This is a genomic window from Lelliottia jeotgali (assembly GCF_977070485.1).
In genome coordinates this window covers 44,513-69,830 of record NZ_CDRVFO010000009.1, presented here as the reverse complement: position 1 = coordinate 69,830, position 25,318 = coordinate 44,513, and the positions used below count along the sequence as shown (strand labels likewise).

Sequence of the window (25,318 nt, the reverse complement as noted above, 5' to 3'; positions counted from 1 at the left end):
AATGGTTGAAAAACTTTCCAAGAGGATTTTGAAATGGCAGCAATTACTGCAGCGCTGGTCAAAGAACTGCGCGAGCGTACCGGCGAAGGCATGATGGATTGCAAAAAGGCCCTGGAAAAGGCCGGCGGCGACATCGAAAAAGCCATTGACGACATGCGTGCCTCGGGCGCCATCAAGGCGGCCAAAAAGGCTGGCAACGTCGCTGCCGAAGGCGCGATCGCCGTCAAGACCGACGGTAAATCCGCCGTCCTGCTGGAAGTCAACTCGCAGACCGACTTCCTGGCTCTGCAAGACGACTTCAAGAACTTCGTCGCTGAAAGCCTCGAAGAAGCTTTCGCCCAGAAGCTGACCGATGCCGCTCCGCTGATCGCCTCGCGCGAAGCTGCTCGTGAAGCCCTGGTCGCCAAGTGCGGCGAGAACGTCAACATCCGTCGCCTGGTGCGCGTTGAGGGTGACGTTGTCGGTGCTTACCTGCACGGTAACAAGATCGGTGCTGTTGTCGTCCTCAAGGGCGGCGACGTCGAGCTGGCCAAGAACATTGCCATGCACGTTGCAGCTTCGAACCCAGAGTTCCTGGATGCGTCGGAAATCTCCGCCGAGGCCATCGAGCGCGAGAAGAACGTCTTCCTGCAGCTGAACGCCGACAAGATCGCCGGCAAGCCGGAAAACATCGTTGAAAACATGATCAACGGCCGTATCACCAAGTTCAAGGCCGAAGCCTCGCTGAAAGAGCAAGCCTTCGTCATGAACCCGGAAGTCAAAGTCGGCGAGCTGGCCAAGAAGGCCGGTGCTGAAATCGTTTCCTTCACCTACTTCAAAGTAGGCGAAGGCATCGAGAAGCCGGTCGACGACTTCGCTGCTGAAGTTGCCGCTCAGGTAGCTGCCGCCAAGCAGTAAGACAGACTCGTCTGTCGCCCCAAAGAGGCTGCCCGCTCACGCGCGCAGCCTCTTTGTCAAAGCGGGAGCGGTTTTCAAGGCCGTGCTCGCTGACGCAGTCGCTGCGTCACGTTAGAGTTACACGCAGGCTCAAGCAGCCCGCCAGAATTTTACAAACGCCGCAGGAGAGATTCGCAATGGCTCAGCAGGGCAGTGGTTATCAGGCTCGCTATAAACGCATTCTACTCAAACTTAGCGGCGAGGCCCTGATGGGCTCGGAAGAGTTCGGGATCGACCCCAAGGTCCTGGATCGCATGGCCCTGGAAGTTGGCCAGCTGGTCGGCATCGGTGTCCAGGTCGGTCTGGTGATCGGCGGTGGCAACCTGTTCCGTGGCGCGGCGCTCAGTGCAGCCGGCATGGACCGTGTTACCGGCGACCACATGGGCATGCTGGCGACCGTAATGAATGGCCTGGCCATGCGCGATGCGCTGGAGCGGGCGAACATTACCGCCATCGTCATGTCGGCCATTTCCATGGTGGGTGTGACCGATCACTACGACCGTCGCAAAGCCATGCGCCACCTGAACGCCAAAGAAGTCGTAATCTTCGCTGCCGGTACTGGCAACCCGTTCTTCACCACCGACTCCGCCGCCTGCCTGCGTGCCATCGAAATCGATGCCGACGTGGTATTGAAGGCAACCAAGGTCGATGGTGTATACACTGCAGATCCATTCAAGGACCCGCATGCCGAGAAGTTCGATCATCTGACCTACGATGAAGTGCTGGATCGCAAGCTGGGTGTAATGGACCTCACGGCAATCTGCCTTTGCCGCGACCACAAGATGCCGCTGCGCGTCTTCAACATGAACAAACCCGGCGCCTTGCTGAACATCGTGCATGGCGGCGCGGAAGGAACTCTGATCGAGGAAGTTCAAAAATGATCAACGACATCAAGAAAGACGCTCAGGATCGCATGGGCAAGTCCATTGAGGCTTTGGGCCGCAACCTGGCGTCAATCCGCACCGGTCGCGCCCACCCAAGCATCCTGGACAGCGTCAAGGTTCCGGCGTGGGGCAGCGAAATGCCGCTGAACCAGGTCGCTGCAGTCTCTGTTGAAGATGCGCGCACCCTGAAGATCGTCGCCCACGACAAGAACCTCAGCGCTGCCATCGAGAAGGCCATCCTGACTTCCGATCTGGGCCTTAACCCGTCCAGCGCCGGCACCACCATCCGTGTACCGATGCCGGCCCTGACCGAGGAAACCCGCAAGGGTTACACCAAGCAGGCCAGCGCCGTTGCCGAGGATGCCAAGGTTGCCGTGCGCAACGTGCGTCGTGATGCCCTGGCCGACCTGAAGAAGCTCACCAAGGACAAGGAAATCAGTGAAGACGAAGAGCGTCGTGCTGCTGACGAGATCCAGAAGCTGACCGACAAGTTCGTCGCCGAAATCGACGCTGCGTTCAAAGCCAAGGAAAAGGACCTGTTGGCCGTCTAAGGCCGAGGTTTTTTAATGGAAAAGACCAAGCTGGCGGCACCGTCTTCGGTGCCGCGACACGTCGCGATCATCATGGATGGCAATAATCGCTGGGCGAAGAAGCGCCTGTTGCCCGGCGTAGCCGGGCACAAGGCCGGCGTCGATGCCGTACGTGCGGTTATCGAGGTCTGCGCCAAGTCCGGCGTCGAGGTGCTCACCCTGTTCGCCTTCTCCAGTGAGAACTGGCAGCGCCCTGCCGAAGAAGTGGGGGCGTTGATGGAGCTGTTCTTCTCGGCGCTGCGCCGTGAGGCCAAACGCCTGAACGAGAACAATATCAGCCTGCGCATCATTGGCGATCGTTCGCGTTTCCATCCAGAGCTGCAGGCCGCCATGCGCGAGGCCGAGGCGCAGACCGCCGGCAGTAATCGCTTCATCCTGCAGATCGCCGCCAACTATGGTGGCCAGTGGGATATTGCCCAGGCCGCGCAGCGGCTGGCCCGTGAGGTTCAGGCCGGCCACCTGCGTCCGGATGACATTACTCCCGGGCTTTTGCAGGCCTGCCTGGCGACAGGCGAATTGCCGTTGCCGGACCTGTGCATCCGCACCGGTGGCGAGCACCGCATCAGTAACTTCCTGCTGTGGCAGCTGGCTTACGCCGAACTCTATTTCTCCGACCTGTACTGGCCGGACTTCAAACACGAGGCCATGCGCAATGCCCTGGCCGATTTCGCTTCGCGCCAGCGCCGCTTCGGTAAGACCAGCGAGCAGGTCGAGGCTGGAGCTCGTGCTTAATGCTTAAACAACGCATCATTACAGCGCTGATCCTGCTGCCGGTCGCGCTGGGTGGTTTCTTCCTGCTCAACGGCGGGGATTTCGCTCTGTTCATCGGCTTCGTGGTGACCTTGGCGGCCTGGGAGTGGGCGCGCCTGGCCGGGCTGATGGCTCAGCCGCTGCGCATTGCCTATGCCGCTGTCGTCGCCGGTGCGCTGATGCTGCTCTACCTGATGCCTGACCTAGCGCCGTGGGTGCTTGGTGCGTCGGTCATCTGGTGGGGCATGGCTACCTGGTTGGTGCTGACCTATCCGCGCAGCAGTGAGCTGTGGGTCAGTGCTGCCTGCCGTCTGCTGATCGGTCTGCTGATCCTGCTACCTGCCTGGCAAGGGCTGGTGCTGCTCAAGCATTGGCCGCTGGGTAATTGGCTTATCCTCTCTGTGATGGTGCTGGTGTGGGCGGCCGATATCGGCGCGTACTTCTCGGGCCGTGCTTTCGGCAAGCGCAAGCTGGCTCCGCAAGTCAGCCCGGGTAAAAGCTGGGAAGGTGTCTATGGCGGCCTGGCGGTCAGCCTGGTGATTACGCTTGCGGTCGGCATCACTCGCGATTGGGGCGTCGGCCAGATTCTGCTGGGGCTCGTGGGGGCTGCGCTGGTGGTCATGTCATCGGTGATTGGTGACCTGACCGAGAGCATGTTCAAGCGCCGCTCCGGTATCAAGGACAGTAGCAACCTGCTGCCCGGCCATGGCGGGGTGCTCGACCGCATCGACAGCCTGACCGCGGCCATCCCGGTTTTCGCGGTATTGCTGTGGGCTGCCGAATGGGGTGTGATGTGACAGCGGTACAGCGCATTACAGTCCTGGGCGCCACCGGCTCCATCGGCCTCAGTACCTTGGATGTGATCGCCCGCCATCCCGAGCGCTACCAGGTATATGCATTGAGCGGCTATACGCGCATCGATCAGCTGCTGGCCCTGTGCGTGCTGCATTGCCCTGCCTATGCCGTGGTGCCCAACGGCGAAGCCGCCGTGCGCTTGCGTGAGGGCCTGGCGGCTGCGGGCTGCGCCACCGAGGTGCTTGAAGGGGAGGCGGGTCTGTGTGAGGTTGCGGCCGCCCCTGAAGTGGATGCGGTGATGGCTGCCATTGTCGGCGCTGCTGGCTTGCGCCCGACACTGGCCGCCGTCGAGGCGGGCAAGAAGGTGCTGCTGGCCAACAAGGAGGCGCTGGTGATGTCCGGCGCGCTGTTCATGGAGGCTGTGCGCCGCAGTGGTGCGGTGCTGCTGCCGATCGACAGCGAGCACAATGCCATCTTCCAGTGCCTGCCGGGTGACTATGACCGTGGTCTGAGCCAGGTGGGTGTCCGTCGCATTCTGCTGACTGCCTCGGGCGGGCCGTTTCGCGAGACGCCTCAGGCTGACTTGGCCGATGTCACGCCGGAGCAGGCTTGTGCCCACCCGAACTGGTCCATGGGGCGCAAGATTTCGGTCGATTCGGCCAGCATGATGAACAAGGGCCTGGAACTGATCGAGGCTTGCTGGTTGTTCGATGCGGCGCCGGACAAGGTCGAAGTGGTGGTGCACCCGCAGAGCGTTATCCATTCCCTGGTGGACTACGTTGACGGTTCGGTGCTGGCCCAGTTGGGTAACCCGGATATGCGTACACCCATTGCCAACGCCCTTGCCTGGCCGGAGCGGATCGATTCCGGTGTGGCCCCGCTGGATCTGTTCGCGATTGCTCGCCTGGATTTCCAGGCCCCCGACGAACTGCGCTTTCCCTGCCTGCGCCTGGCACGGCAGGCGGCCGAGGCGGGCAACAGCGCGCCAGCGGTACTCAATGCGGCCAACGAAGTTGCGGTCGAGGCATTTCTTGAGCGGCGTATCCGCTTCCCGGAGATCGCGGGTATGATCGAACAGGTACTGGCTCAGGAACCCGTGGTGCCTGTGCCTTCGCTGGATGCGGTGTTTGCTGCCGATCAGCGCGCCCGAGAGTTGTCCCGCGAGTGGTTGAGGCGCCACGGCCGCTGATGCTGCCCGGCCCAGAAGATGTGCGAGAAGTCGTTCCGCTGAACGTCATTCGGAGAAAGACATGACTGCGCTGTACATGATTATCGGCACCCTGGTGGCCTTGGGTGTACTGGTCACTTTCCACGAATTCGGCCACTTCTGGGTGGCCCGGCGTTGCGGTGTCAAGGTGCTGCGCTTTTCCGTGGGCTTCGGCCCCGGGCTGTTGCGCTGGCATGACCGCCACGGTACCGAGTTCGTGGTGGCGGCTATTCCTTTGGGTGGTTACGTCAAGATGCTCGACGAGCGTGAAGGCGAAGTACCGCTAGCGCTGGCCGACCAGTCCTTCAATCGCAAATCGGTTCGCCAGCGCATCGCCATCGTCGCCGCCGGTCCGATAGCCAACTTCCTGCTGGCCATCGTTTTCTTCTGGTTGCTGGCGATGCTCGGTACCCAACAGATCCGTCCGGTCATCGGTGCGGTAGAGCCTGGCAGCCTGGCAGCATCGGCTGGCCTGGTTGCCGGCCAGGAAATTGTTTCCATCGATGGCAAGGCGACCAGTGGCTGGTCGGCCGTCAATCTGCAATTGGTTCGTCGCCTGGGCGAAAGCGGAACATTGCAGGTTGGCGTGCGCGATGAGGGCTCAAGCGCTGAACGTCAGTTGCAGGTCAAGCTCGACAGCTGGCTCAAAGGTGCAGACGAGCCTGATCCGATTCAGTCGCTTGGGCTGCGGCCATGGCGCCCGGTAGTGGCGCCCGTGCTGGCCGAGATCGATCCCAAAGGGCCAGCGGCGGCTGCCGGTCTGAAAACCGGTGACAGGCTGTTGAGTATCGATGGGTTGGCCTTGAGTGACTGGCAGCAGGTTGTCGATAGCGTGCGCGCCCGCCCTGAAGCCAGGGTCGTGGTGCGTATCGAGCGCGACGGTACGGCGCTGGATGTACCGGTAACACTGGCTCGAAAAGGTGAGGGCGAGGCTGCCGGTGGTTACCTGGGGGCCGGGGTGAAAAGCGGCGAGTGGCCTGCCGGCATGCTTCGTGAGGTCAGCTATGGTCCGCTGGACGCGGTAGGCGAGGGCCTTTCCCGGACGTGGAACATGAGCGTTCTGACCCTCGAATCCCTGAAGAAAATGCTGTTCGGTGAGCTCTCGGTAAAAAACTTGAGCGGACCGATAACCATTGCTAAAGTGGCGGGCGCTTCAGCCCAGTCCGGCGTGGGGGATTTCCTGAATTTCCTTGCCTACCTGAGCATTAGCCTGGGGGTTCTTAACCTGCTGCCCATTCCAGTGTTGGATGGGGGGCATTTGCTGTTTTACCTGGTCGAGTGGGCGCGCGGTCGTCCATTGTCGGATCGGGTTCAAGGTTGGGGGGTCCAGATCGGTATCAGTTTGGTCATAGGGGTGATGTTGCTCGCCCTGATCAACGATCTGGGTCGACTATAAAAGCTTCGCATTGCAAACCTGCCGCCATTTGCGGCAGGTTGTTTATTGCCAGTTGGAATAAAAGGACTTCATGAAACGTCTGCTGCTAACTGCGGTCCTCTCCGCATTGATGATCGCTGAAGTTCACGCCGAGTCCTTCACCATCTCCGATATTCGTGTCAACGGCCTGCAGCGGGTATCCGCCGGCAGCGTTTTCGGTGCCTTGCCCCTGAACGTGGGCGATCAGGCCGATGATCGGCGCCTGGTGGAGTCGACCCGCTCGCTGTTCAAGACCGGCTTCTTCCAGGATATCCAGCTGAACCGCGACGGCGATGTCCTGATCATCAACGTGGTCGAGCGCCCGTCGGTGTCGAGCATCGAGATCGAAGGCAACAAGGCGATCAGCACCGAAGACCTGATGAAGGGCCTGAAACAGTCGGGCCTGGCCGAAGGCGAGATCTTCCAGCGTGCCACCCTCGAAGGCGTGCGTAACGAACTGCAGCGCCAGTACGTGGCCCAGGGCCGCTACTCGGCCGAGGTCGATGCCGAGGTGGTGCCGCAACCGCGCAACCGGGTTGCCCTGAAGATCAAGATCAACGAAGGCACCGTCGCTGCCATCCAGCACATCAACGTCGTCGGCAACACCGTGTTCGACGATGAAGAGCTGGCGCAGCTGTTCGAGCTCAAGACCACCAACTGGCTGTCGTTCTTCAAGAATGACGACAAGTACGCCCGCGAGAAACTCTCCGGTGACCTGGAGCGCCTGCGTTCCTACTACCTGGACCGCGGCTACATCAACATGGACATCGCTTCCACCCAGGTGTCGATCACCCCGGACAAGAAGCACGTCTACATCACCGTCAACGTCAACGAAGGCGAAAAGTACACCGTTCGTGACGTGAAGCTGTCGGGTGACCTGAAGGTGCCGGAAGACCAGGTCAAGTCGCTCCTGCTGGTGCAGCCGGGCCAGGTGTTCTCGCGCAAGGTGATGACCACCACGTCCGAGCTGATCACCCGCCGTTTGGGTAACGAAGGTTATACCTTCGCCAACGTCAACGGCGTGCCACAGCCCAATGACGAAGACCACACCGTCGACATCATGTTCGTGGTCGACCCGGGCAAGCGTGCCTACGTCAACCGTATCAACTACCGCGGCAACACCAAGACCGAAGACGAAGTGCTGCGCCGCGAAATGCGCCAGATGGAAGGCGGCTGGGCTTCGACCTACCTGATCGACCAGTCCAAGACCCGCCTGGAGCGCCTCGGCTTCTTCAAGGAAGTCAACGTCGAGACCCCGCCAGTGCCGGGCACCGACGACCAGGTCGACGTCAACTACAGCGTTGAAGAGCAGGCATCCGGCTCGATCACCGCCAGCGTGGGCTTCGCCCAGAGCGCCGGCCTGATCCTGGGCGGTTCGATCAGCCAGACCAACTTCCTCGGTACCGGTAACAAGGTTTCCATCGGTCTGACCCGTTCGGAATACCAGACCCGCTACAACTTCGGTTTCGTTGACCCCTACTTCACTGCCGACGGCGTCAGCCTGGGTTACAACGCGTTCTACCGCAGCACCGACTACGACGACCTTGACGTTGACGTGGCCAGCTATGCGGTCGACAGCCTGGGTGCAGGCGTCAGCCTTGGCTACCCGATCAGTGAAACCTCGCGTCTGACTTACGGCCTCAGCGTGCAGCAGGACAAAATCAAGACCGGTCGTTATACCGTTGACGAGATCTTCGACTTCCTCGATCAAGAGGGTGATAACTTCCTGAACTTCAAGGCGTCGATCGGTTGGTCCGAGTCGACCTTGAACAAGGGCGTGCTGGCAACCCGTGGTCACTCCCAGAGCCTGACCCTGGAATCGACGATTCCGGGTAGCGATCTGTCGTTCTACAAGCTTGATTACCGCGGCCAGCTGTTCAAGCCGATCAACAACGAGTACACCCTGCGTCTGCATACCGAACTGGGCTATGGTGATGGTTACGGTGGTACTTCGGGCCTGCCGTTCTACGAGAACTACTATGCGGGTGGCTTCAACTCCGTTCGCGGCTTCAAGGACAGCAGCCTGGGCCCACGTAGTACGCCCAGCACAGGTGCAGCTAACAGGCCCGGCACTGAGTTGGACCCGGACCAAGACCCACTGCCGTTCGGTGGCAACGTCCTGGTGCAAGGTGGCGTAGAGCTGTTGTTCCCGCTGCCGTTCGTGAAGGACCAGCGTTCGCTGCGCACCTCCGTGTTCTGGGATGTGGGTAACGTGTTCGACACCAATTGCGGTTCCAAGCCTGACTGCGCCAAGGTCGGTTTCTCGGACATGGCCAGCTCCGTGGGCCTGGGTGTGACCTGGATCACCGCGCTGGGCCCGTTGAGCTTCAGCCTGGCAATGCCGGTCAAAAAGCCGGACGATGCCGATACCCAGGTGTTCCAATTCTCTCTGGGCCAGACCTTCTAAGGTCGGCCCTTGCTTAACGACAACGGTTTATCCAGGAGTGCATCGTGCGTAAGTTGACTCAACTGGCCGTACTGGCCGCGGCGCTGGTCGCCACCCCGGCTTTCGCCGAAATGAAGGTCGCTGTGCTGAACTATCAGATGGCGTTGCTTGAATCCGATGCCGCCAAGAAGTACGCGGTGGATGCCGAGAAGAAGTTCGGCCCGCAGTTGACCAAGCTCAAGACCCTGGAAAGCAGCGCCAAAGGCATTCAGGACCGCTTGATCAAAGGCGGTGACAAGATGGCCCAGCCGGAGCGTGAGCGCCTGGAGCTTGAGTTCAAGCAAAAGGCCCGTGACTTCCAGTTCCAGTCCAAGGAGCTGAATGAGGCCAAGGCGGTTGCTGACCGCGACATGCTCAAGCAGCTCAAGCCCAAGCTCGACGGCGCTGTCGAGGAAGTGATCAAGAAAGGCGGTTACGACCTGGTCCTCGAGCGCGGCGCGGTCATTGATGTCAAGCCTCAGTACGACATCACCCGCCAAGTCATCGAGCGTATGAACCAAGCCCGTTGATATGACCGTGACCATGACGCTCGGCCAGTTGGCCGAGGCCCTAGGGGCCACTCTCAAAGGCTCCGAGGCGCTGCAGATCACCGGGCTGGCTACCTTGCAGGAGGCTGGCCCCGGTCAGTTGAGCTTTCTCGCCAACAAGCAGTACCGCAAATACCTGGATAACTGCCAGGCTGCAGCGGTGCTGCTGCAGGCTGCAGATGCCGAAGGCTTTGCCGGCAATGCGCTGATCGTGGCGGACCCGTACCTGGCCTACGCGCGCATTTCCCACCTGTTCGATCCCAAGCCCAAGGCTGTAGCGGGAATTCATCCCAGCGCCGTGGTTGCCGAGGATGCGCAGGTGGATGCCAGTGCCAGCATTGGGCCGTTCGTGGTCATCGAGAGTGGCGCACGCATTGGCGCCAACGTCAGCATCGGTGCGCATTGCGTGATCGGCGCCCGTTGTGTGGTTGGTGAGGGTGGCTGGCTGGCACCGCGGGTCACGCTGTATCACGACGTGACCATAGGCAAGCGCGTGGTCATCCAGTCTGGCGCGGTGATCGGTGGTGAGGGCTTCGGCTTTGCCAACGAGAAGGGCGTATGGCGCAAGATCGCCCAGATCGGCGGTGTCACCATAGGTGATGACGTCGAAATCGGTGTGAACACCGCTGTCGACCGGGGCGCGTTGTCCGACACGCGGATCGCCGACGGCGTCAAGCTCGACAACCAGATCCAGATCGCTCACAACGTGCAGATCGGTGAGCACACGGCCATGGCTGCCTGCGTCGGGATTTCCGGCAGCACGCGCATTGGCAAACACTGCACCATTGCCGGTGGCGTCGGCATGGTGGGGCACATTGATGTCTGCGACAACGTATTCGTTTCCGGGATGACCATGGTCACCCGTTCGATCACCGAACCGGGTGCGTATTCTTCCGGCACTGCCATGCAGCCACTGGCTGACTGGCGCAAGAGCGCTGCGCGTATCCGCCAGCTGGATGACATGTCCAAACGTCTCCAGCAGCTGGAAAAACGTGTCGATACCGTGACCTCAGGTGGCCAGCCGACATCAGAAGGCTGATACCATTTCCTGAGCAAGAGTGAACAGTCGCTAGCTGGCTCCTCTTTGGATTGCAAAAGGAGCGTGTGGTCAGCACCTGCGCTCCCTATTCTTATTACAGGCTTCCCCCCGAAATGATGGACATCAACGAGATTCGCGAATACCTGCCTCACCGTTACCCTTTCCTGTTGGTGGATCGTGTAACGGATCTGGACTTCGAGGCCCAGAGCATTCGTGCCTACAAGAATGTCAGCATCAACGAGCCGTTCTTCAACGGGCATTTCCCGGAACACCCGGTGATGCCAGGCGTGCTGATCATCGAGGCCATGGCACAGGCTGCAGGCATTCTCGGTTTCAAGATGCTCGATGCCAAGCCGGCCGACGGCACGCTCTATTACTTCGTCGGTTCCGACAAGCTGCGTTTCCGTCAGCCCGTCCTGCCCGGCGACCAGCTGGTGCTGGAGGCCAAGTTCATCGGCCGTAAGAAGACCATCTGGAAGTTCGAGTGCCGGGCACTGGTCGATGGTAAGCCAGTGTGCTCGGCTGAGATCACCTGTGCGGAACGCGAGCTATGAATTCGATTGATCCGCGGGCGATCATCGATCCGTCGGCCAAACTGGCCGATGGCGTCGAGGTGGGCCCGTGGTCGATCGTTGGTCCTGATGTTGAAATCGGGGAGGGTACCGTCATTGGTCCTCACGTGGTGCTCAAGGGCCCAACCCGGATCGGCAAGCACAATCGCATCTACCAGTTTTCCTCGATCGGCGAAGACACCCCGGACCTGAAGTACAAAGGTGAACCAACGCGGCTGGTGATCGGTGACCACAACGTGATTCGCGAGGGTGTGACCATTCACCGTGGCACGGTTCAGGATCGCGCTGAAACCACGCTGGGTGACCACAACCTGATCATGGCCTACGCCCACATCGGCCATGACAGTGTCATCGGTAACCATTGCATCCTGGTGAACAACACTGCGCTGGCCGGGCATGTGCATGTGGGTGACTGGGCGATCCTGTCCGGTTTCACCCTGGTGCACCAGTACTGCCACATCGGCGCGCATGCCTTCTCCGGCATGGGCACGGCGATCGGCAAGGATGTTCCGGCATTCGTCACGGTATTTGGCAGCCCCGCCGAAGCCCGCAGCATGAACTTCGAAGGCATGCGCCGTCGCGGTTTCAGCGACGAGGTTATCCATGCCCTGCGTCGTTCCTACAAGATCGTCTACCGCCAGGGCCTGACCGTTGAAGAAGCGGTCAAAGAGCTGGATGAGTTGGCAGGCAAACATCCAGAGGTCGACTTGTTCCGTCAGTCGATCGTGAATTCTGCTCGCGGCATTACCCGCTGACATGGCGCAACTTTGCGTAGCCCTGGTCGCGGGTGAGGCCAGCGGCGATATTCTCGGTTCCGGTCTGATGCGCGCCTTGAAGGCGCGTCATCCACAGGTGCGTTTCATCGGCGTCGGCGGCCCACTGATGGAAGCCGAGGGCATGCAGTCGTATTTCCCGATGGAACGTCTGGCGGTAATGGGCCTGGTCGAAGTCCTTGGGCGCCTGCGCGAGCTGCTCAAGCGGCGCAAGGCACTGATCCAGACCTTGATCGCCGAGAAGCCCGATGTGTTCATTGGCATCGACGCACCTGACTTCACCCTCAATATCGAATTGAAGCTGCGCCAAGCCGGTATCAAGACCGTGCATTACGTCAGCCCGTCAGTCTGGGCATGGCGGCAGAAGCGGGTACTAAAGATTCGTGAAGGCTGCGATCTGATGCTGACGCTGCTGCCATTCGAAGCACGCTTCTATGAAGAGCAGGGTGTGCCGGTAAGGTTCGTCGGCCATCCGTTGGCCGATACCATACCGTTGGCTGCGGATCGGCAGGCTGCGCGCATGGCGCTGGGGCTTGATGCAGGGCCGGTGGTTGCCCTGATGCCTGGCAGCCGTGGCGGGGAAGTCGGGCGCCTGGGTGCGTTGTTCCTGGATGCGGCGCAGCGCTTGGTCGAACTGATACCCGGTGTGCACTTTGTATTGCCATGCGCCAATGGAGCGCGGCGGGCACAGCTCGAACAGATGCTTGAAGGTCGTGAATTGCCTCTGACGCTGCTTGATGGCCAGTCGCATCAGGCGCTGGCTGCCTGTGATGCGGTGCTGATCGCGTCGGGTACCGCCACCCTGGAGGCCATGCTGTACAAGCGCCCCATGGTCGTTGCCTATCGCCTCGCGCCACTGACCTACTGGATTCTCAAGCGTCTGGTGAAAAGCCCCTACGTGTCGTTGCCCAACTTGCTCGCCCAGCGCGAGTTGGTGCCAGAGTTGCTGCAGGATGCCGCCACCAGCGAAGCCCTGGCGCAAACCCTTGCCCCCCTGGTGGCCGATGGCAGGCAGCAGACCGAACGCTTCGATGAGATTCACCGTACCCTGCGCCGCGACGCCTCCAACCAGGCAGCCGACGCGGTGCTGGCTTTGCTCAAGGACCGCTGACATGCAGATAGGACTGGATTTCAACCTGGTCGAGGACCTGGTTGCCGGTGTCGACGAAGTCGGGCGAGGCCCGCTGTGCGGGGCGGTCGTGACAGCGGCGGTGATTCTTGACCCGGCGCGGCCTATCCTCGGCCTCAACGACTCGAAGAAACTCACCGAAGCCAAGCGCGAAGCGCTGTTCGACGAGATCTGTGCCAAAGCCCTGAGCTTTTGCATCGCGCGCGCCGAGGTCGAGGAAATCGATCGGCTGAACATTCTTCAGGCCACCATGCTGGCCATGCAGCGTGCAGTGGAGGGCTTGAGTGTCACACCCAAGCTTGCACTGATCGACGGTAACCGCTGCCCCAAACTGTCGGTGCCGGCTGCTCCGGTTATCAAGGGGGATAGTCAGGTGCCAGCCATCGCTGCAGCGTCGATCCTGGCCAAAGTGACCCGTGATCGCGAGATGAGCGCATTCGAGCTGATCTACCCGGGTTATGGGATGGGCGGGCACAAGGGGTATCCGACACCGGTACACCTTGAAGCTTTGGCCCGGCTCGGGCCCACGCCCATTCATCGGCGCTCCTTTGCGCCGGTACGTGCCGCCTGGGAAGCCCGCGAAGGCATTACCGATTCTCTGATCTAGCATGTCGGGGTCGCCTTGCGGCCCCAAAACCCCCTCGCTTTTACGCTACAATCCCGCCCTTGTCGTTCAGCACTGCTACAGGATCTTCCATGTCGGTTCCCTTCGTTCACCTGCGCGTCCACTCCGAATTCTCGCTGGTCGACGGTCTGGTGCGGATCAAACCGCTGGCCAAGGCGCTGGCCGGGATGAACATGCCTGCGGTGGCGATCACCGACCAGAGCAACATGTGCGCGTTGGTGAAGTTCTACAAGGCCGCCATGGGGGCGGGTATCAAGCCGATCTGCGGTGCTGACCTGTGGCTGGCCGGTGCCGACCCTGAAGCGCCGCTGTCGCGCATCTGCTTCCTGGCGATGAACCCCAAGGGTTACCGTAACCTTACCGAGCTGATCTCCCGGGGCTGGACTGACGGCCAACGCAATGGTCTGGTCATTCTGCAGCGTGAGTGGATCGCCCCGGCTAGCGAAGGTCTGATTGCCCTGTCCGCAGGCAAAGAGGGCGATATCGGCATGGCCCTGATGGCCGGCCGGACGACTGAGGCCGAGGCGCTGCTGCACGACTGGATGGGCATGTTCCCCGAGCGTTTTTACGTCGAGGTGCAGCGTACCAATCGTGTCGGTGATGAAGAATACGTGCACGCTGCCGTGGCGCTGGCCGACAAGGTCGGCGCGCCGCTGGTGGCCACCAATGATGTGCGTTTTATCAAGCAGTCGGACTTCGACGCCCACGAAAGCCGCGTGTGCATCGGTGAAGGCTGGACCCTGGACGACCCACGTCGCCCGCGCATGTACAGCGACCAGCAGTACCTCAAAAGCGCGGATGAAATGGCCGAGCTGTTCAGCGATCTGCCCGACGCCATTGCCAACACCGTCGAAATCGCCAAACGCTGCAACATCCAGGTGCAGCTGGGCAAGTACTTCCTGCCCGATTTCCCGACGCCCAATGGCATGGGCATCGACGATTACTTGCGCCATGTCTCGCACGAAGGCCTGGAGGAGCGCCTGGCGGTGCTCTGGCCCAAGGAGACCACGCCCAATTACGAAGAGAAGCGCCAGGTCTACCTGGACCGCTTGAAGTTCGAGCTGGACATCATCATCCAGATGGGTTTCCCGGGTTACTTCCTGATCGTTATGGACTTCATCAAGTGGGCCAAGAACAACGGCGTGCCGGTAGGCCCGGGCCGTGGTTCGGGTGCCGGCTCGCTGGTGGCCTACGTACTTAAGATCACCGACCTCGATCCTCTGGCCTACGACCTGCTGTTCGAACGTTTCCTCAACCCTGAACGTGTTTCCATGCCCGACTTCGACGTCGACTTCTGCATGGATGGCCGCGACCGGGTGATCGACTACGTGGCCGACGCCTACGGGCGCAATGCGGTCAGCCAGATCATCACCTTCGGTACCATGGCCGCCAAGGCGGTGGTACGCGACGTGGCGCGGGTGCAGGGCAAGTCCTACGGCCTGGCTGATCGTTTGTCGAAGATGATCCCGTTCGAAGTGGGCATGACCCTGGAGAAGGCGTATGAGCAGGAAGAGATCCTGCGCGACTTCCTCAAGGGCGACGAAGACGCCCGCGAAATCTGGGACATGGCGCTCAAGCTAGAAGGTGTCACCCGTGGTACCGGCAAGCACGCCGGTGGTGTGGTAATCGCCCCGACCAAGCTCACCGATTTCTCGCCGATCGCCTGTGATGAAGAGGGCGGCGGCCTGGTGACCCAGTTCGACAAGGACGATGTCGAGGCCGCCGGCCTGGTCAAGTTCGACTTCCTTGGCCTGCGGACCCTGACCATCATCAAGTGGGCGATGGAGACGATCAACCGCGAGCAGGCCAAGAACAACCTGCCCGACGTCAACATCGACTTCATCCCGCTGGACGATCGCAAGACCTACGAGTTGCTGCAGAAGGCCGAAACCACGGCGGTATTCCAGCTCGAATCGCGCGGCATGAAGGAGCTGATCAAAAAGCTCAAGCCCGACTGCCTGGAAGACCTTATCGCACTGGTGGCATTGTTCCGCCCAGGCCCCCTGCAATCGGGCATGGTGGACGACTTCATCAACCGCAAGCACGGCCGCGCCGAACTTGCCTACCCGCACTCGGACTACCAGTACGAAGGCCTCAAGCCTGTTCTTGCGCCGACCTACGGCATCATCCTGTATCAGGAGCAGGTGATGCAGATTGCCCAGGTCATGGCGGGGTACACCCTCGGCGGCGCCGACATGCTGCGTCGCGCCATGGGTAAGAAAAAGCCTGAGGAAATGGCCAAGCAGCGCGGCGGTTTCATCGAGGGTTGCGTCGCCAACAACATTGATGCAGACCTCGCCGGCAACATCTTCGACCTGGTGGAAAAGTTTGCCGGTTACGGCTTCAACAAGTCCCACTCGGCGGCCTACGGTCTGGTGTCTTACCAGACCGCCTGGCTCAAGACTCATTATCCGGCGCCGTTCATGGCCGCGGTCCTCTCGGCGGACATGCACAACACCGACAAGGTGGTGGTGCTGATCGAAGAAGTGCGCAGCATGAAGCTGCGCCTCGATGCGCCCGACGTGAATGCCTCGGAGTTCAAGTTCACGGTCAATGACGACGGCCGCATCATCTATGGCCTAGGCGCCATCAAAGGCGTGGGTGAAGGCCCGGTGGAGGCCATTGTCGAGGCACGCGACCAGGGTGGCCCATTCAAGGATCTTTTCGACTTCTGTGAGCGGGTCGACCTCAAGCGGGTGAACAAACGCACACTTGATGCGCTGATCCGCAGTGGCGCACTGGACCGCCTGGGCCCGCACTTTCATGATGAGATCAAGGCCTACCACGCCAGTATCGACATTAATCGCGCGACCTTGCTGTCTGCCCTCGAAGAAGCGATCAAGGCCGCTGAGCAGACCGCGCGCACTGCAGACAGCGGTCACGTCGACCTGTTCGGCGGGCTGTTCGTCGAGGAGGACTCCGATGTCTACGCCAACCACCGCAAGGTGCGTGAACTGACGCTCAAGGAGCGTCTGAAGGGCGAAAAGGATACCCTTGGCGTATATCTCACCGGCCACCCGATCGATGAATATGAAGGGGAAATCCGTCGTTTCGCCCGCCAGCGCATCATCGATCTGAAACCCTCCCGCGAGACGCAGACTATCGCCGGCATGATCATTGCGATGCGGGTGATGAAGAACAAGAAGGGCGACAAGATGGGCTTTGTCACCCTCGATGACCGCTCCGGGCGCATCGAAGCGTCGCTGTTCGCCGATGCCTTCATGGGGGCTCAGGCGTTGTTGCAGAACGATGCCATGGTCGTGGTTGAGGGTGAGGTCAGCAATGACGACTTCTCCGGTGGCCTGCGCCTGCGCGTCAAGCAGGTGATGACCATGGAAGATGCCCGTACCAAGCTGGCCGAGAGCCTGCGCCTGAAGATCACCCACGATGCCCTCAAGGGCGACCGCCTGAACTGGCTGGGCGAGCTGATCACCCGCCATCGCGGTGGTTGCCCGATCACCCTCGAATACACCGGCAGCGACGCCAAGGCGATGCTGCAGTTCGGCGACCAGTGGTCGATCGACCCGGCCGATGGCTTGATTCAGGCGCTGCGTGACCAGTTCGGGCGTGAGAACGTCTTCCTGCAATATCGTTGAACCGACGAAATTTAATCTCGACCTGAATGCGCCTGATCCCTTAAGGTAGGGCGCCAAACGGATCAACCGGCCGGCCGCCTGGCCGTAGACCCAAGACGGATGACTATGAACCCGAATTTTCTCGATTTCGAACAGCCGATTGCCGACCTGCAAGCCAAGATCGAAGGGCTGCGTTTGGTGGGTAACGACAACTCGCTGAACATCAGCGATGAAATTGCCCGTCTGCAGGACAAGAGCAACACCTTGACCGAAAGCATCTTCGGCAACCTGACCAGCTGGCAGATCGCCCGCCTGGCCCGTCACCCGCGTCGTCCGTACACCCTGGACTACCTGGAGCACATCTTCACCGAGTTCGAAGAGCTGCACGGCGACCGTCACTTCTCTGACGATGCTGCCATCGTCGGTGGTACCGCGCGCCTGGATGGCAAGCCGGTCATGGTCATCGGCCACCAGAAGGGTCGCGAAGTGCGCGAAAAGGTTCGCCGCAACTTCGGCATGCCGCGTCCTGAAGGCTACCGCAAGGCTTGCCGCCTGATGGAAATGGCCGAGCGCTTCAAGATGCCTATCCTGACCTTCATCGATACCCCGGGCGCATACCCAGGCATCGACGCAGAAGAACGCAACCAGAGCGAGGCGATCGCCTGGAACCTGCGTGTCATGGCACGCCTTAAGACCCCGATCATCGCCACCGTCATCGGTGAAGGTGGTTCCGGTGGTGCACTGGCTATCGGTGTGTGTGACCAGCTGAACATGCTGCAATACTCCACTTACTCGGTGATCTCGCCGGAAGGTTGCGCCTCGATCCTGTGGAAGACCGCAGACAAGGCCGCGGACGCTGCCGAAGCCATGGGTATCACCGCAGAGCGCCTGAAAAGCCTGAACATCGTCGACAAGGTCATCCAGGAACCGCTGGGCGGCGCCCACCGTGACCCGGCGCAGATGTCCGAAAGCATTCGCGCTGACCTGGTTCAGCAGCTGGACATGCTCGGCAAGCTCGATAATGACACGCTGCTGGCCCGTCGTTATGAGCGCTTGATGAGCTACGGTCTCTGATGCACCACTGGGGGCGCAAAGCGCCCCCAACGCTTTCAAGTCGCGTGGGGCTCAAATGATCAACCTCACTCCTTGGCTCAATGCCCCTGCCTGGTACATCGCCTTTTCCGGTGGCCTCGACTCCACCGTCCTCCTGCACTGGCTGGCCGACTACGCCCGCATCCACGCAACGCCGCCGCTCCATGCCATCCACATCCACCACGGCCTGCAACCTGCCGCCGATGCCTGGCCAGGCCATTGCACCGCGGTGTGTGAGCGGCTGGGCATCGAACTCACCGTCATCCACGTTCAGGTCCCTGCCGGGGCGAGCCTGGAGCAGGCTGCGCGCGATGCTCGGTATGCGGCATTCGAGACCGTTCTTGGCGCGGGCGACGTCCTTTTCACGGGGCAGCACTGTGATGACCAGGCCGAAACCTTGCTGTTCCGGCTTCTGCGCGGTGCCGGCCTGCGTGGCCTGGCCGCGATGCCGCAGCAGCGTCCGTTGGGTCGCGGCCACGTGGTCAGGCCGCTGCTTAACGTGTCTCGCGCGCAGTTGCATGAATATGCTCAAACCCATGGGCTGATCTGGGCCGAAGACCCGTCCAACGCAGATACGGCCTTCGCCCGCAATTTTTTGCGCGCAGAAGTGTTCCCGCTATTGCAGAAGCGTTGGCCGAAGGCCAGCCAGGCCCTGGCTCGTGGTGCCGATCATCTGGGGGAGGCGCTCGGTCTGCTCGATGAGCTGGCTCAGGCTGACCTGGCCGTGGCCCGGAAGGGGGCGCCTGCGATTTGGTCAGGGTTGGACTCCCTTGACCTCGCGAGCCTGGCGGCGCTGTCGCCAGCCCGCCAGCGCAATGCCCTGCAATATTGGTTGAGCCTGCGCACCCGTCTGCCCGACACCCGGCATTGGGCCGGTTGGGCGGCACTGCGAGATGCGGCAGTCGATTCCCAACCTGCCTGGCAACTGACCGACGGCAAGCTGGAGCGCAGCCACGGGCGGATCTGGTGGTTGTGTGGTGACTGGCTGCAGCCTGTCGGCGGGACGCTGCGCTGGGAGACGCCCGGTAGCCCGTTGCCATTGCCCGGGAACGGCAGCGTCAGCCAGCAGGGCGCCCCGGTAGGCGATTTGCGCATCGCCTACCGCAAGGGCGGGGAAGTGCTGGACATACCAGGCCGTGGCAAGCGCGACCTCAAACGCCTGCTCAACGAGTTGCAAGTCCCGCACTTCGTGCGACCGCGCCTACCACTGCTGTATCGTGGCGAGCGCTTGCTGGCAGTGGCCAATCTGCCGCGATTGGCGCAGGCCGATTGCCAGCTCCACTGGCAGCCTCCGACGAACGCGCAAGGTTTGAGCTGAAGGGTACATTCCGGTAGACTACCCTCCCTTCTTGATACAACTTCTGTGCGTTCCTCGGAAACACGGCAGTTGCCGATTACCACGCAGTTTTTTGCTGGGCTGATTCTGGAAATGACGAGCGAGCTCCATGCCGGGGATAACCTTGGTCTGTACAGACGCGGCAGTTTTTCGAGATGCACTGTGATTGACGCAGGTGATCGGGGGCTTCGGCCTTCCTTCGCTTTCTCCGGCGGCGCTGGCCGCCTTAACGCAGACTTCTAGGGTTTTTCATGACGCGCTACATATTCGTCACGGGCGGTGTTGTTTCTTCATTGGGGAAAGGCATTGCCTCGGCTTCCCTGGCGGCCATCCTGGAAGCGCGGGGGCTAAAGGTCACCATGCTCAAGCTGGATCCGTACATCAACGTCGATCCTGGCACCATGAGTCCGTTCCAGCACGGTGAAGTATTCGTCACCCACGACGGCGCCGAGACCGACCTCGACCTGGGCCACTACGAGCGGTTCATCCGCACGACCATGACCCAGAACAACAACTTCACCACCGGCCGCATCTACGAGCACGTACTGCGCAAAGAGCGTCGTGGTGATTACCTGGGCGCGACCATTCAGGTCATCCCGCACATCACGGACGAGATCAAGCGTCGCATCATCAAGGGCGCCGGCGATGCCGATGTGGCCCTGGTGGAAATCGGTGGTACCGTGGGCGACATCGAGTCGCAGCCGTTCCTCGAGGCGATCCGCCAGTTGCGTTTCGAAGTCGGCGCCAAGCGCGCGATGCTGATGCACCTGACGCTGGTGCCGTACATCGCCACCGCTGGCGAGACCAAGACCAAGCCGACTCAGCACTCGGTCAAGGAACTGCGCTCCATCGGCCTGCAGCCTGACGTGCTGGTCTGCCGCTCCGACCACCCGATCGATAGCTCGTCGCGCCGCAAGATCGCTCAATTCACCAACGTTGAAGAGCGTGCGGTGATTGCCCTTGAAGACGCCGACACCATCTACAAGATCCCAGGCATTCTGCATGCCCAGGGCCTGGACGATTTCGTCGTCGAGCGCTTCGGCCTGCAGTGCAACAGCGCCGACCTGTCCGAATGGGACAAGGTAGTCGACGCCAAGCTCAATCCTGAGCACGAAGTGACCATCGCCATGGTCGGCAAATACATGGAGCTGCTGGATGCGTACAAGTCGCTGATCGAAGCGATGAGCCATGCCGGCATCACCAACCGCACCAAGGTCAACCTGCGTTACATCGATTCTGAAGATATCGAAAACCAGGGCACCAGCCTGCTCGAAGGCGCAGACGCCATTCTGGTACCGGGCGGTTTCGGCCTGCGTGGCGTAGAAGGCAAGATCACCGCGGTGCAGTATGCCCGTGAGAACAAGGTGCCATACCTGGGTATCTGCCTGGGCATGCAAGTTGCCGTGATCGAATTCGCCCGCAATGTGATGGGCTGGAAAGACGCCAACTCCACCGAGTTCGATCGCAACAGCGGCCACCCGGTCGTTGGCCTGATCACCGAGTGGGCCGATGCCACTGGCGCTGTCGAGACCCGTACCGAAGCCTCCGACCTGGGGGGCACCATGCGTCTGGGCGCGCAGGATTGCCAACTGGCTGCCGGCTCCAAGGTGCATGACTGCTATGGCAAGGACGTGATCACCGAGCGTCATCGCCATCGCTACGAAGTGAACAACAACCTGCTGCCGCAACTGGTCGATGCCGGCCTGGTGGTATCCGGTCGTTCCGAAGACGGTGCCCTGGTTGAAGTGGTCGAGTCCAAGGACCACCCGTGGTTCGTCGCCTGCCAGTTCCACCCCGAGTTCACCTCGACCCCGCGTGATGGTCACCCGCTGTTCAGTGGCTTCGTCAAGGCTGCTCTGGCGCAGAAGAACAAGGCCTGAGCTCAGGCTTTGTGAGTTTTCCGACGGTATAAACCGCGCAAAGCTCATTTCTCGGGTAAAGTACCGTCCGTTCTGCCCCTGACCCGCCGGTCAGGGGCTGCTTCTGCCAGGCCTGCCTGCTGCATCTACGCCTGGTGCAAGGCAAGAATTTCCTAAAGCTGCGTTGTTTTCGTCAATTCTGGAGTGCTTACAACAATGGCAAAAATCGTCGACATCAAAGGTCGTGAAGTTCTCGATTCGCGTGGCAACCCCACCGTGGAAGCCGATGTACTGCTCGACAACGGCATCATCGGCAGCGCTTGCGCGCCGTCCGGTGCTTCCACCGGCTCGCGCGAAGCGCTGGAGCTGCGTGATGGCGACAAGAGCCGTTACATGGGCAAGGGCGTGCTGAAAGCTGTTGGCAACATCAATGGCCCGATCCGTGACCTGCTGCTGGGCAAGGACCCTTCCGACCAGAAGGCCCTGGACCGCGCCATGATCGAACTGGACGGTACCGAGAACAAGGCCAAGCTGGGCGCCAACGCCATCCTGGCTGTTTCCCTGGCTGCTGCCAAGGCTGCTGCCCAGGACCAGGACCTGCCGCTGTACGCGCACATCGCCAACCTGAACGGCACCCCAGGTCAGTACTCGATGCCGGTTCCGATGATGAACATCATCAACGGTGGCGAGCACGCCGATAACAACGTCGACATCCAGGAGTTCATGGTGCAGCCGGTTGGCGCCAAGACCTTCTCCGATGGCCTGCGCATGGGCACCGAGATCTTCCATCACCTCAAGGCTGTGCTCAAGGCCCGTGGCCTGAACACTGCCGTGGGTGACGAAGGTGGCTTCGCGCCGAACCTGGCTTCCAACGAAGACGCCCTGGGCGCCATCGCTGAAGCCGTGGAAAAAGCCGGCTACAAACTGGGTACAGACGTGACCCTGGCCCTCGATTGCGCGGCCTCCGAATTCTACGAAGACGGCAAGTACAACCTGTCCGGCGAAGGCAAGTCGTTCGACGCCGAAGGTTTTGCCGACTACCTGAAAGGCCTCACCGAGCGCTTCCCGATCATCTCGATCGAAGACGGTCTGGATGAGTCCGACTGGGCTGGCTGGAAGATCCTCACCGACAAGATCGGCGAAAAGGTGCAACTGGTCGGCGACGACCTGTTCGTGACCAACACCAAGATCCTCAAGGAAGGCATCGAGAAGGGCATCGGTAACTCGATCCTGATCAAGTTCAACCAGATCGGCTCGCTGACCGAAACCCTGGAAGCCATCCAGATGGCCAAGGCCGCTGGCTACACCGCAGTGATCTCGCACCGCTCCGGTGAAACCGAAGACTCGACCATTGCCGACCTGGCTGTGGGTACTGCCGCTGGCCAGATCAAGACCGGCTCGCTGTGCCGTTCCGACCGCGTCTCCAAGTACAACCAGTTGCTGCGCATCGAAGAACAACTGGGCGCCAAAGCGGTTTACCGCGGTCGTGCTGAGTTTCGCGGCTAAGCAAGAGATGGTAAAAAGACAGCAGCCGAAGCTGTCGGAACTTTCTTACTGAAATTTCTGACACATGATGCGGGTTTCTGTCGACGAAGCCTGGCCTCGGCCAGGCTTCGTGCTATTTGAGGTCTGCCTATTCGCGGCGGTCTTTTTAACCTGGATACCTTGATGCGCAGTCCCTATTGGTTGTTCCTTGTCCTGCTCCTGCTGCTTGGTGGCCTGCAGTACCGCCTGTGGGTGGGTAACGGCAGCCTGGCGCAAGTGGCTGAGCTCAAGCAGCAGATCGACGAGCAGCATGCCGAGAACGAGCGGCTGCTGGAGCGTAACCGCGTGCTCTATGCCGAGGTCCTAGAATTGAAAAAAGGTATGGAGACCGTTGAAGAACGGGCTCGTCACGAATTGGGGATGGTCAAAGAGGGCGAAACCCTCTTCCAGCTGCCGCAAAAATGATCAAAACCCTGCCGGCCTTCTGGGCCGTGATTCCTGCTGCGGGCGTAGGTGCCCGCATGGCTGCCGACCGCCCGAAGCAGTATCTGCAATTGGGTGGGCAGACCCTTCTCGAGCATAGCCTCGACTGTTTTCTCGGCCATCCGACGCTCAAGGGTGTTGTGGTCAGCATTGCTGCGGATGATCCTTACTGGCCGGGCTTGCGCTGCGCCAGCGATCCCCGCATCCAGCGTGCGTCAGGTGGGCGTGAACGCGCCGACTCGGTGCTCAATGCCCTGTTGCTGTTGCATGCCCAAGGTGCGGCGGACACTGACTGGGTGTTGGTGCACGATGCGGCGCGGCCGAACCTGGCTCGTGCGGATCTTGACCGTTTGTTGTCGGAATTGGCTGATGACCCGGTAGGTGGGCTGCTGGCGGTCCCTGCGCGAGACACGCTAAAGCGCGCCGATGCCAATGGGCGGGTCAGTGCTACTGTGGATCGCAGCACCATCTGGCAGGCTTACACGCCGCAGATGTTCCGCCTTGGGGCTTTGCATCGGGCCTTGGCCGAGTGCCTGGTGTCCGACGTGGTAGTCACCGATGAAGCTTCGGCCATCGAATGGTCCGGCCAGGCGCCGCGGCTGATCGAAGGGCGCAGCGACAACATCAAGGTGACCCGCCCGGAAGACCTGGAGTGGCTGCGCCAGCGTTGGTCAGGGCGCCGTTGAGATTTCCGGGTCCGCTTCGCGGCCCAATCGCCGGCAAGCCGGCTCCCACAGGTTACCCCGCTGCTCTCAAGTTCAGCGCAAACCCAGTGGGAGCCGGCTTGCCGGCGATTGGGCCGCAAAGCGGACCCGCTAAACTGTCAGGCCATTCGGTACTCCGGCATCCCCGCTAACCCTTCCTTCAGATAATCCACCAGCCGCCGAACCTTGGGCGACAGATGCCGCTGCTGGGGATACAGCGCCCACACCGCGGTATTGGGCGGCTGATGCGCTTCCAGCAACGACACCAGTGCGCCGCTGTTTAGGTGTTCCAGTACGTAGTAATCCGGCAACTGGCATAGCCCCATTCCCAGTAAAGCGGCATCCAGCACTGCCTGGCCACTATTGCACCGCCAGTTGCCCTGCACCCGTTGGCTAATCTCGCGCCCGTCCTGTTGCAATGCCCACAGGTCCGAGCTGCCCACCAGGCAGTTGTGCCGGGCCAGTTCCGACAGGCTGTGCGGACGGCCGTAGCGCTCAAGGTAGGCTGGTGAAGCGCACAGGTACATGCGCCGTGGCGCCAGGCGCGTCGCCACCAACCTCGAATCGGCAAGCCGCCCCAGGCGAATGGCCAGGTCCATGCCTTCGTGCAGCAGGTCCAGCGTGCGGTTGCTCAACTCCACTTCGACCCGCAACTGTGGATACAGCGCCATGAAGCGCGTCACCAGCGGCACGATGAAGCGCTCGCCATAAGCCACAGCACAGGTCATGCGCAATAGCCCCTTGGGTTCGCTGGCCAGGTCACCCATGGCGCGCAGTGCTTCTTCACGGCCATCCTGCAGGCGTTGGCAATGTTGCAGGAATGTCTGCCCGGCTTCACTCAGGGTCACGCGGCGCGTACTGCGATACAGCAGGCGGGTTTGCAAGCGCTCCTCAAGGCGGGCGATCTGCCGGCTTATATGCGACGACGATACGCCCATGCGCTCGGCTGCGGCCGTGAACTGGCCCGATTCGGCCACGGCTACGAATTCATCGATGCCTTCCCACCGACTGATCATTGATTATCCCTGCACAGCAATAATGTTTTGTCTTTACCACGATTATTCATCAAAACAAGCTGAATTACACTGCATGTCTGA

Annotated in this window: 22 protein-coding genes; 21 read left to right on the top strand and 1 reads right to left on the bottom strand. The window is 61.0% G+C overall.

Features of this window, described 5'->3' with window-relative positions:
• Positions 1–33: 33 nt before the first annotated feature.
• The 21 genes from tsf (at position 34) to ispD (ending at position 24,203) form a co-directional block, all read left to right on the top strand.
• Positions 34–897, top strand: coding sequence for a translation elongation factor Ts (gene tsf / locus ACW4TB_RS15205; protein WP_008094914.1), 864 nt, complete (start codon positions 34–36; stop codon positions 895–897).
• A 176-nt stretch (positions 898–1,073) separates the two neighbouring features.
• A complete protein-coding gene (gene pyrH / locus ACW4TB_RS15200) occupies positions 1,074–1,817 on the top strand; it encodes a UMP kinase (RefSeq protein WP_008094912.1) in 744 nt (247 codons plus the stop codon).
• Entirely contained in the window at positions 1,814–2,371 is a 558-nt protein-coding gene (gene frr / locus ACW4TB_RS15195) for a ribosome recycling factor (RefSeq protein ID WP_008094910.1), read from the top strand. Before pyrH ends, frr begins: the two co-directional genes overlap by 4 nt.
• Before the next feature lie 15 nt (positions 2,372–2,386).
• On the top strand, positions 2,387–3,142 hold the full coding sequence (gene uppS, locus ACW4TB_RS15190; protein WP_012315898.1) for a polyprenyl diphosphate synthase: 756 nt from the start codon (positions 2,387–2,389) through the stop codon (positions 3,140–3,142).
• Entirely contained in the window at positions 3,142–3,957 is an 816-nt protein-coding gene (locus ACW4TB_RS15185; RefSeq protein WP_012315897.1) for a phosphatidate cytidylyltransferase, read from the top strand. The genes uppS and ACW4TB_RS15185 overlap by 1 nt, the downstream gene beginning before the upstream one ends.
• Positions 3,954–5,144 (top strand): 1-deoxy-D-xylulose-5-phosphate reductoisomerase, encoded by a 1,191-nt coding sequence (gene ispC, locus ACW4TB_RS15180; protein WP_012315896.1) that lies wholly within the window; start codon positions 3,954–3,956, stop codon positions 5,142–5,144. The genes ACW4TB_RS15185 and ispC overlap by 4 nt, the downstream gene beginning before the upstream one ends.
• 61 nt (positions 5,145–5,205) lie before the next feature.
• The gene (gene rseP, locus ACW4TB_RS15175; RefSeq protein WP_012315895.1) at positions 5,206–6,558 is read left to right on the top strand and encodes an RIP metalloprotease RseP; all 1,353 of its coding nucleotides are present in this window, start codon (positions 5,206–5,208) and stop codon (positions 6,556–6,558) included.
• A gap of 70 nt (positions 6,559–6,628) precedes the next feature.
• A complete protein-coding gene (bamA, locus tag ACW4TB_RS15170) occupies positions 6,629–8,983 on the top strand; it encodes an outer membrane protein assembly factor BamA (protein WP_012315894.1) in 2,355 nt (784 codons plus the stop codon).
• Positions 8,984–9,027: 44 nt separating this feature from the next.
• Positions 9,028–9,531 carry an OmpH family outer membrane protein gene (locus ACW4TB_RS15165; protein WP_039601201.1) on the top strand — a complete coding sequence of 168 codons (504 nt, stop codon included), beginning with the start codon at positions 9,028–9,030 and terminating at the stop codon, positions 9,529–9,531.
• A gap of 1 nt (position 9,532) precedes the next feature.
• The gene (gene lpxD / locus ACW4TB_RS15160) at positions 9,533–10,588 is read left to right on the top strand and encodes a UDP-3-O-(3-hydroxymyristoyl)glucosamine N-acyltransferase (RefSeq protein ID WP_012315892.1); all 1,056 of its coding nucleotides are present in this window, start codon (positions 9,533–9,535) and stop codon (positions 10,586–10,588) included.
• A 113-nt stretch (positions 10,589–10,701) separates the two neighbouring features.
• Entirely contained in the window at positions 10,702–11,142 is a 441-nt protein-coding gene (gene fabZ, locus ACW4TB_RS15155) for a 3-hydroxyacyl-ACP dehydratase FabZ (RefSeq protein WP_012315891.1), read from the top strand.
• A complete protein-coding gene (gene lpxA / locus ACW4TB_RS15150) occupies positions 11,139–11,915 on the top strand; it encodes an acyl-ACP--UDP-N-acetylglucosamine O-acyltransferase (protein ID WP_012315890.1) in 777 nt (258 codons plus the stop codon). Before fabZ ends, lpxA begins: the two co-directional genes overlap by 4 nt.
• Before the next feature lies 1 nt (position 11,916).
• Positions 11,917–13,044 (top strand): lipid-A-disaccharide synthase, encoded by a 1,128-nt coding sequence (gene lpxB, locus ACW4TB_RS15145; RefSeq protein ID WP_012315889.1) that lies wholly within the window; start codon positions 11,917–11,919, stop codon positions 13,042–13,044.
• Between the two features lies 1 nt (position 13,045).
• Positions 13,046–13,669, top strand: coding sequence for a ribonuclease HII (rnhB, locus tag ACW4TB_RS15140; RefSeq protein ID WP_012315888.1), 624 nt, complete (start codon positions 13,046–13,048; stop codon positions 13,667–13,669).
• 89 nt (positions 13,670–13,758) lie between these two features.
• Complete coding sequence (gene dnaE, locus ACW4TB_RS15135; RefSeq protein ID WP_012315887.1) at positions 13,759–17,283, top strand: DNA polymerase III subunit alpha; 3,525 nt, start codon at positions 13,759–13,761, stop codon at positions 17,281–17,283.
• A 105-nt stretch (positions 17,284–17,388) separates the two neighbouring features.
• A complete protein-coding gene (gene accA / locus ACW4TB_RS15130; protein WP_042111686.1) occupies positions 17,389–18,336 on the top strand; it encodes an acetyl-CoA carboxylase carboxyl transferase subunit alpha in 948 nt (315 codons plus the stop codon).
• 55 nt (positions 18,337–18,391) lie between these two features.
• The gene (gene tilS, locus ACW4TB_RS15125; RefSeq protein WP_012315885.1) at positions 18,392–19,672 is read left to right on the top strand and encodes a tRNA lysidine(34) synthetase TilS; all 1,281 of its coding nucleotides are present in this window, start codon (positions 18,392–18,394) and stop codon (positions 19,670–19,672) included.
• Positions 19,673–19,941: 269 nt separating this feature from the next.
• Positions 19,942–21,570 (top strand): CTP synthase, encoded by a 1,629-nt coding sequence (locus ACW4TB_RS15120; RefSeq protein WP_012315884.1) that lies wholly within the window; start codon positions 19,942–19,944, stop codon positions 21,568–21,570.
• A 195-nt stretch (positions 21,571–21,765) separates the two neighbouring features.
• Entirely contained in the window at positions 21,766–23,055 is a 1,290-nt protein-coding gene (gene eno / locus ACW4TB_RS15115; protein WP_012315883.1) for a phosphopyruvate hydratase, read from the top strand.
• Between the two features lie 162 nt (positions 23,056–23,217).
• A complete protein-coding gene (gene ftsB / locus ACW4TB_RS15110; protein WP_012315882.1) occupies positions 23,218–23,499 on the top strand; it encodes a cell division protein FtsB in 282 nt (93 codons plus the stop codon).
• Positions 23,496–24,203 (top strand): 2-C-methyl-D-erythritol 4-phosphate cytidylyltransferase, encoded by a 708-nt coding sequence (gene ispD / locus ACW4TB_RS15105; protein ID WP_254466325.1) that lies wholly within the window; start codon positions 23,496–23,498, stop codon positions 24,201–24,203. The genes ftsB and ispD overlap by 4 nt, the downstream gene beginning before the upstream one ends.
• Positions 24,204–24,340: 137 nt before the next feature.
• Here ispD and ACW4TB_RS15100 read toward each other — a convergent pair whose 3' ends face one another.
• Positions 24,341–25,237: a LysR substrate-binding domain-containing protein gene (locus ACW4TB_RS15100; RefSeq protein ID WP_012315880.1), complete on the bottom strand. Its 897-nt coding sequence runs from the start codon at positions 25,235–25,237 to the stop codon at positions 24,341–24,343.
• Positions 25,238–25,318 lie beyond the last annotated feature (81 nt).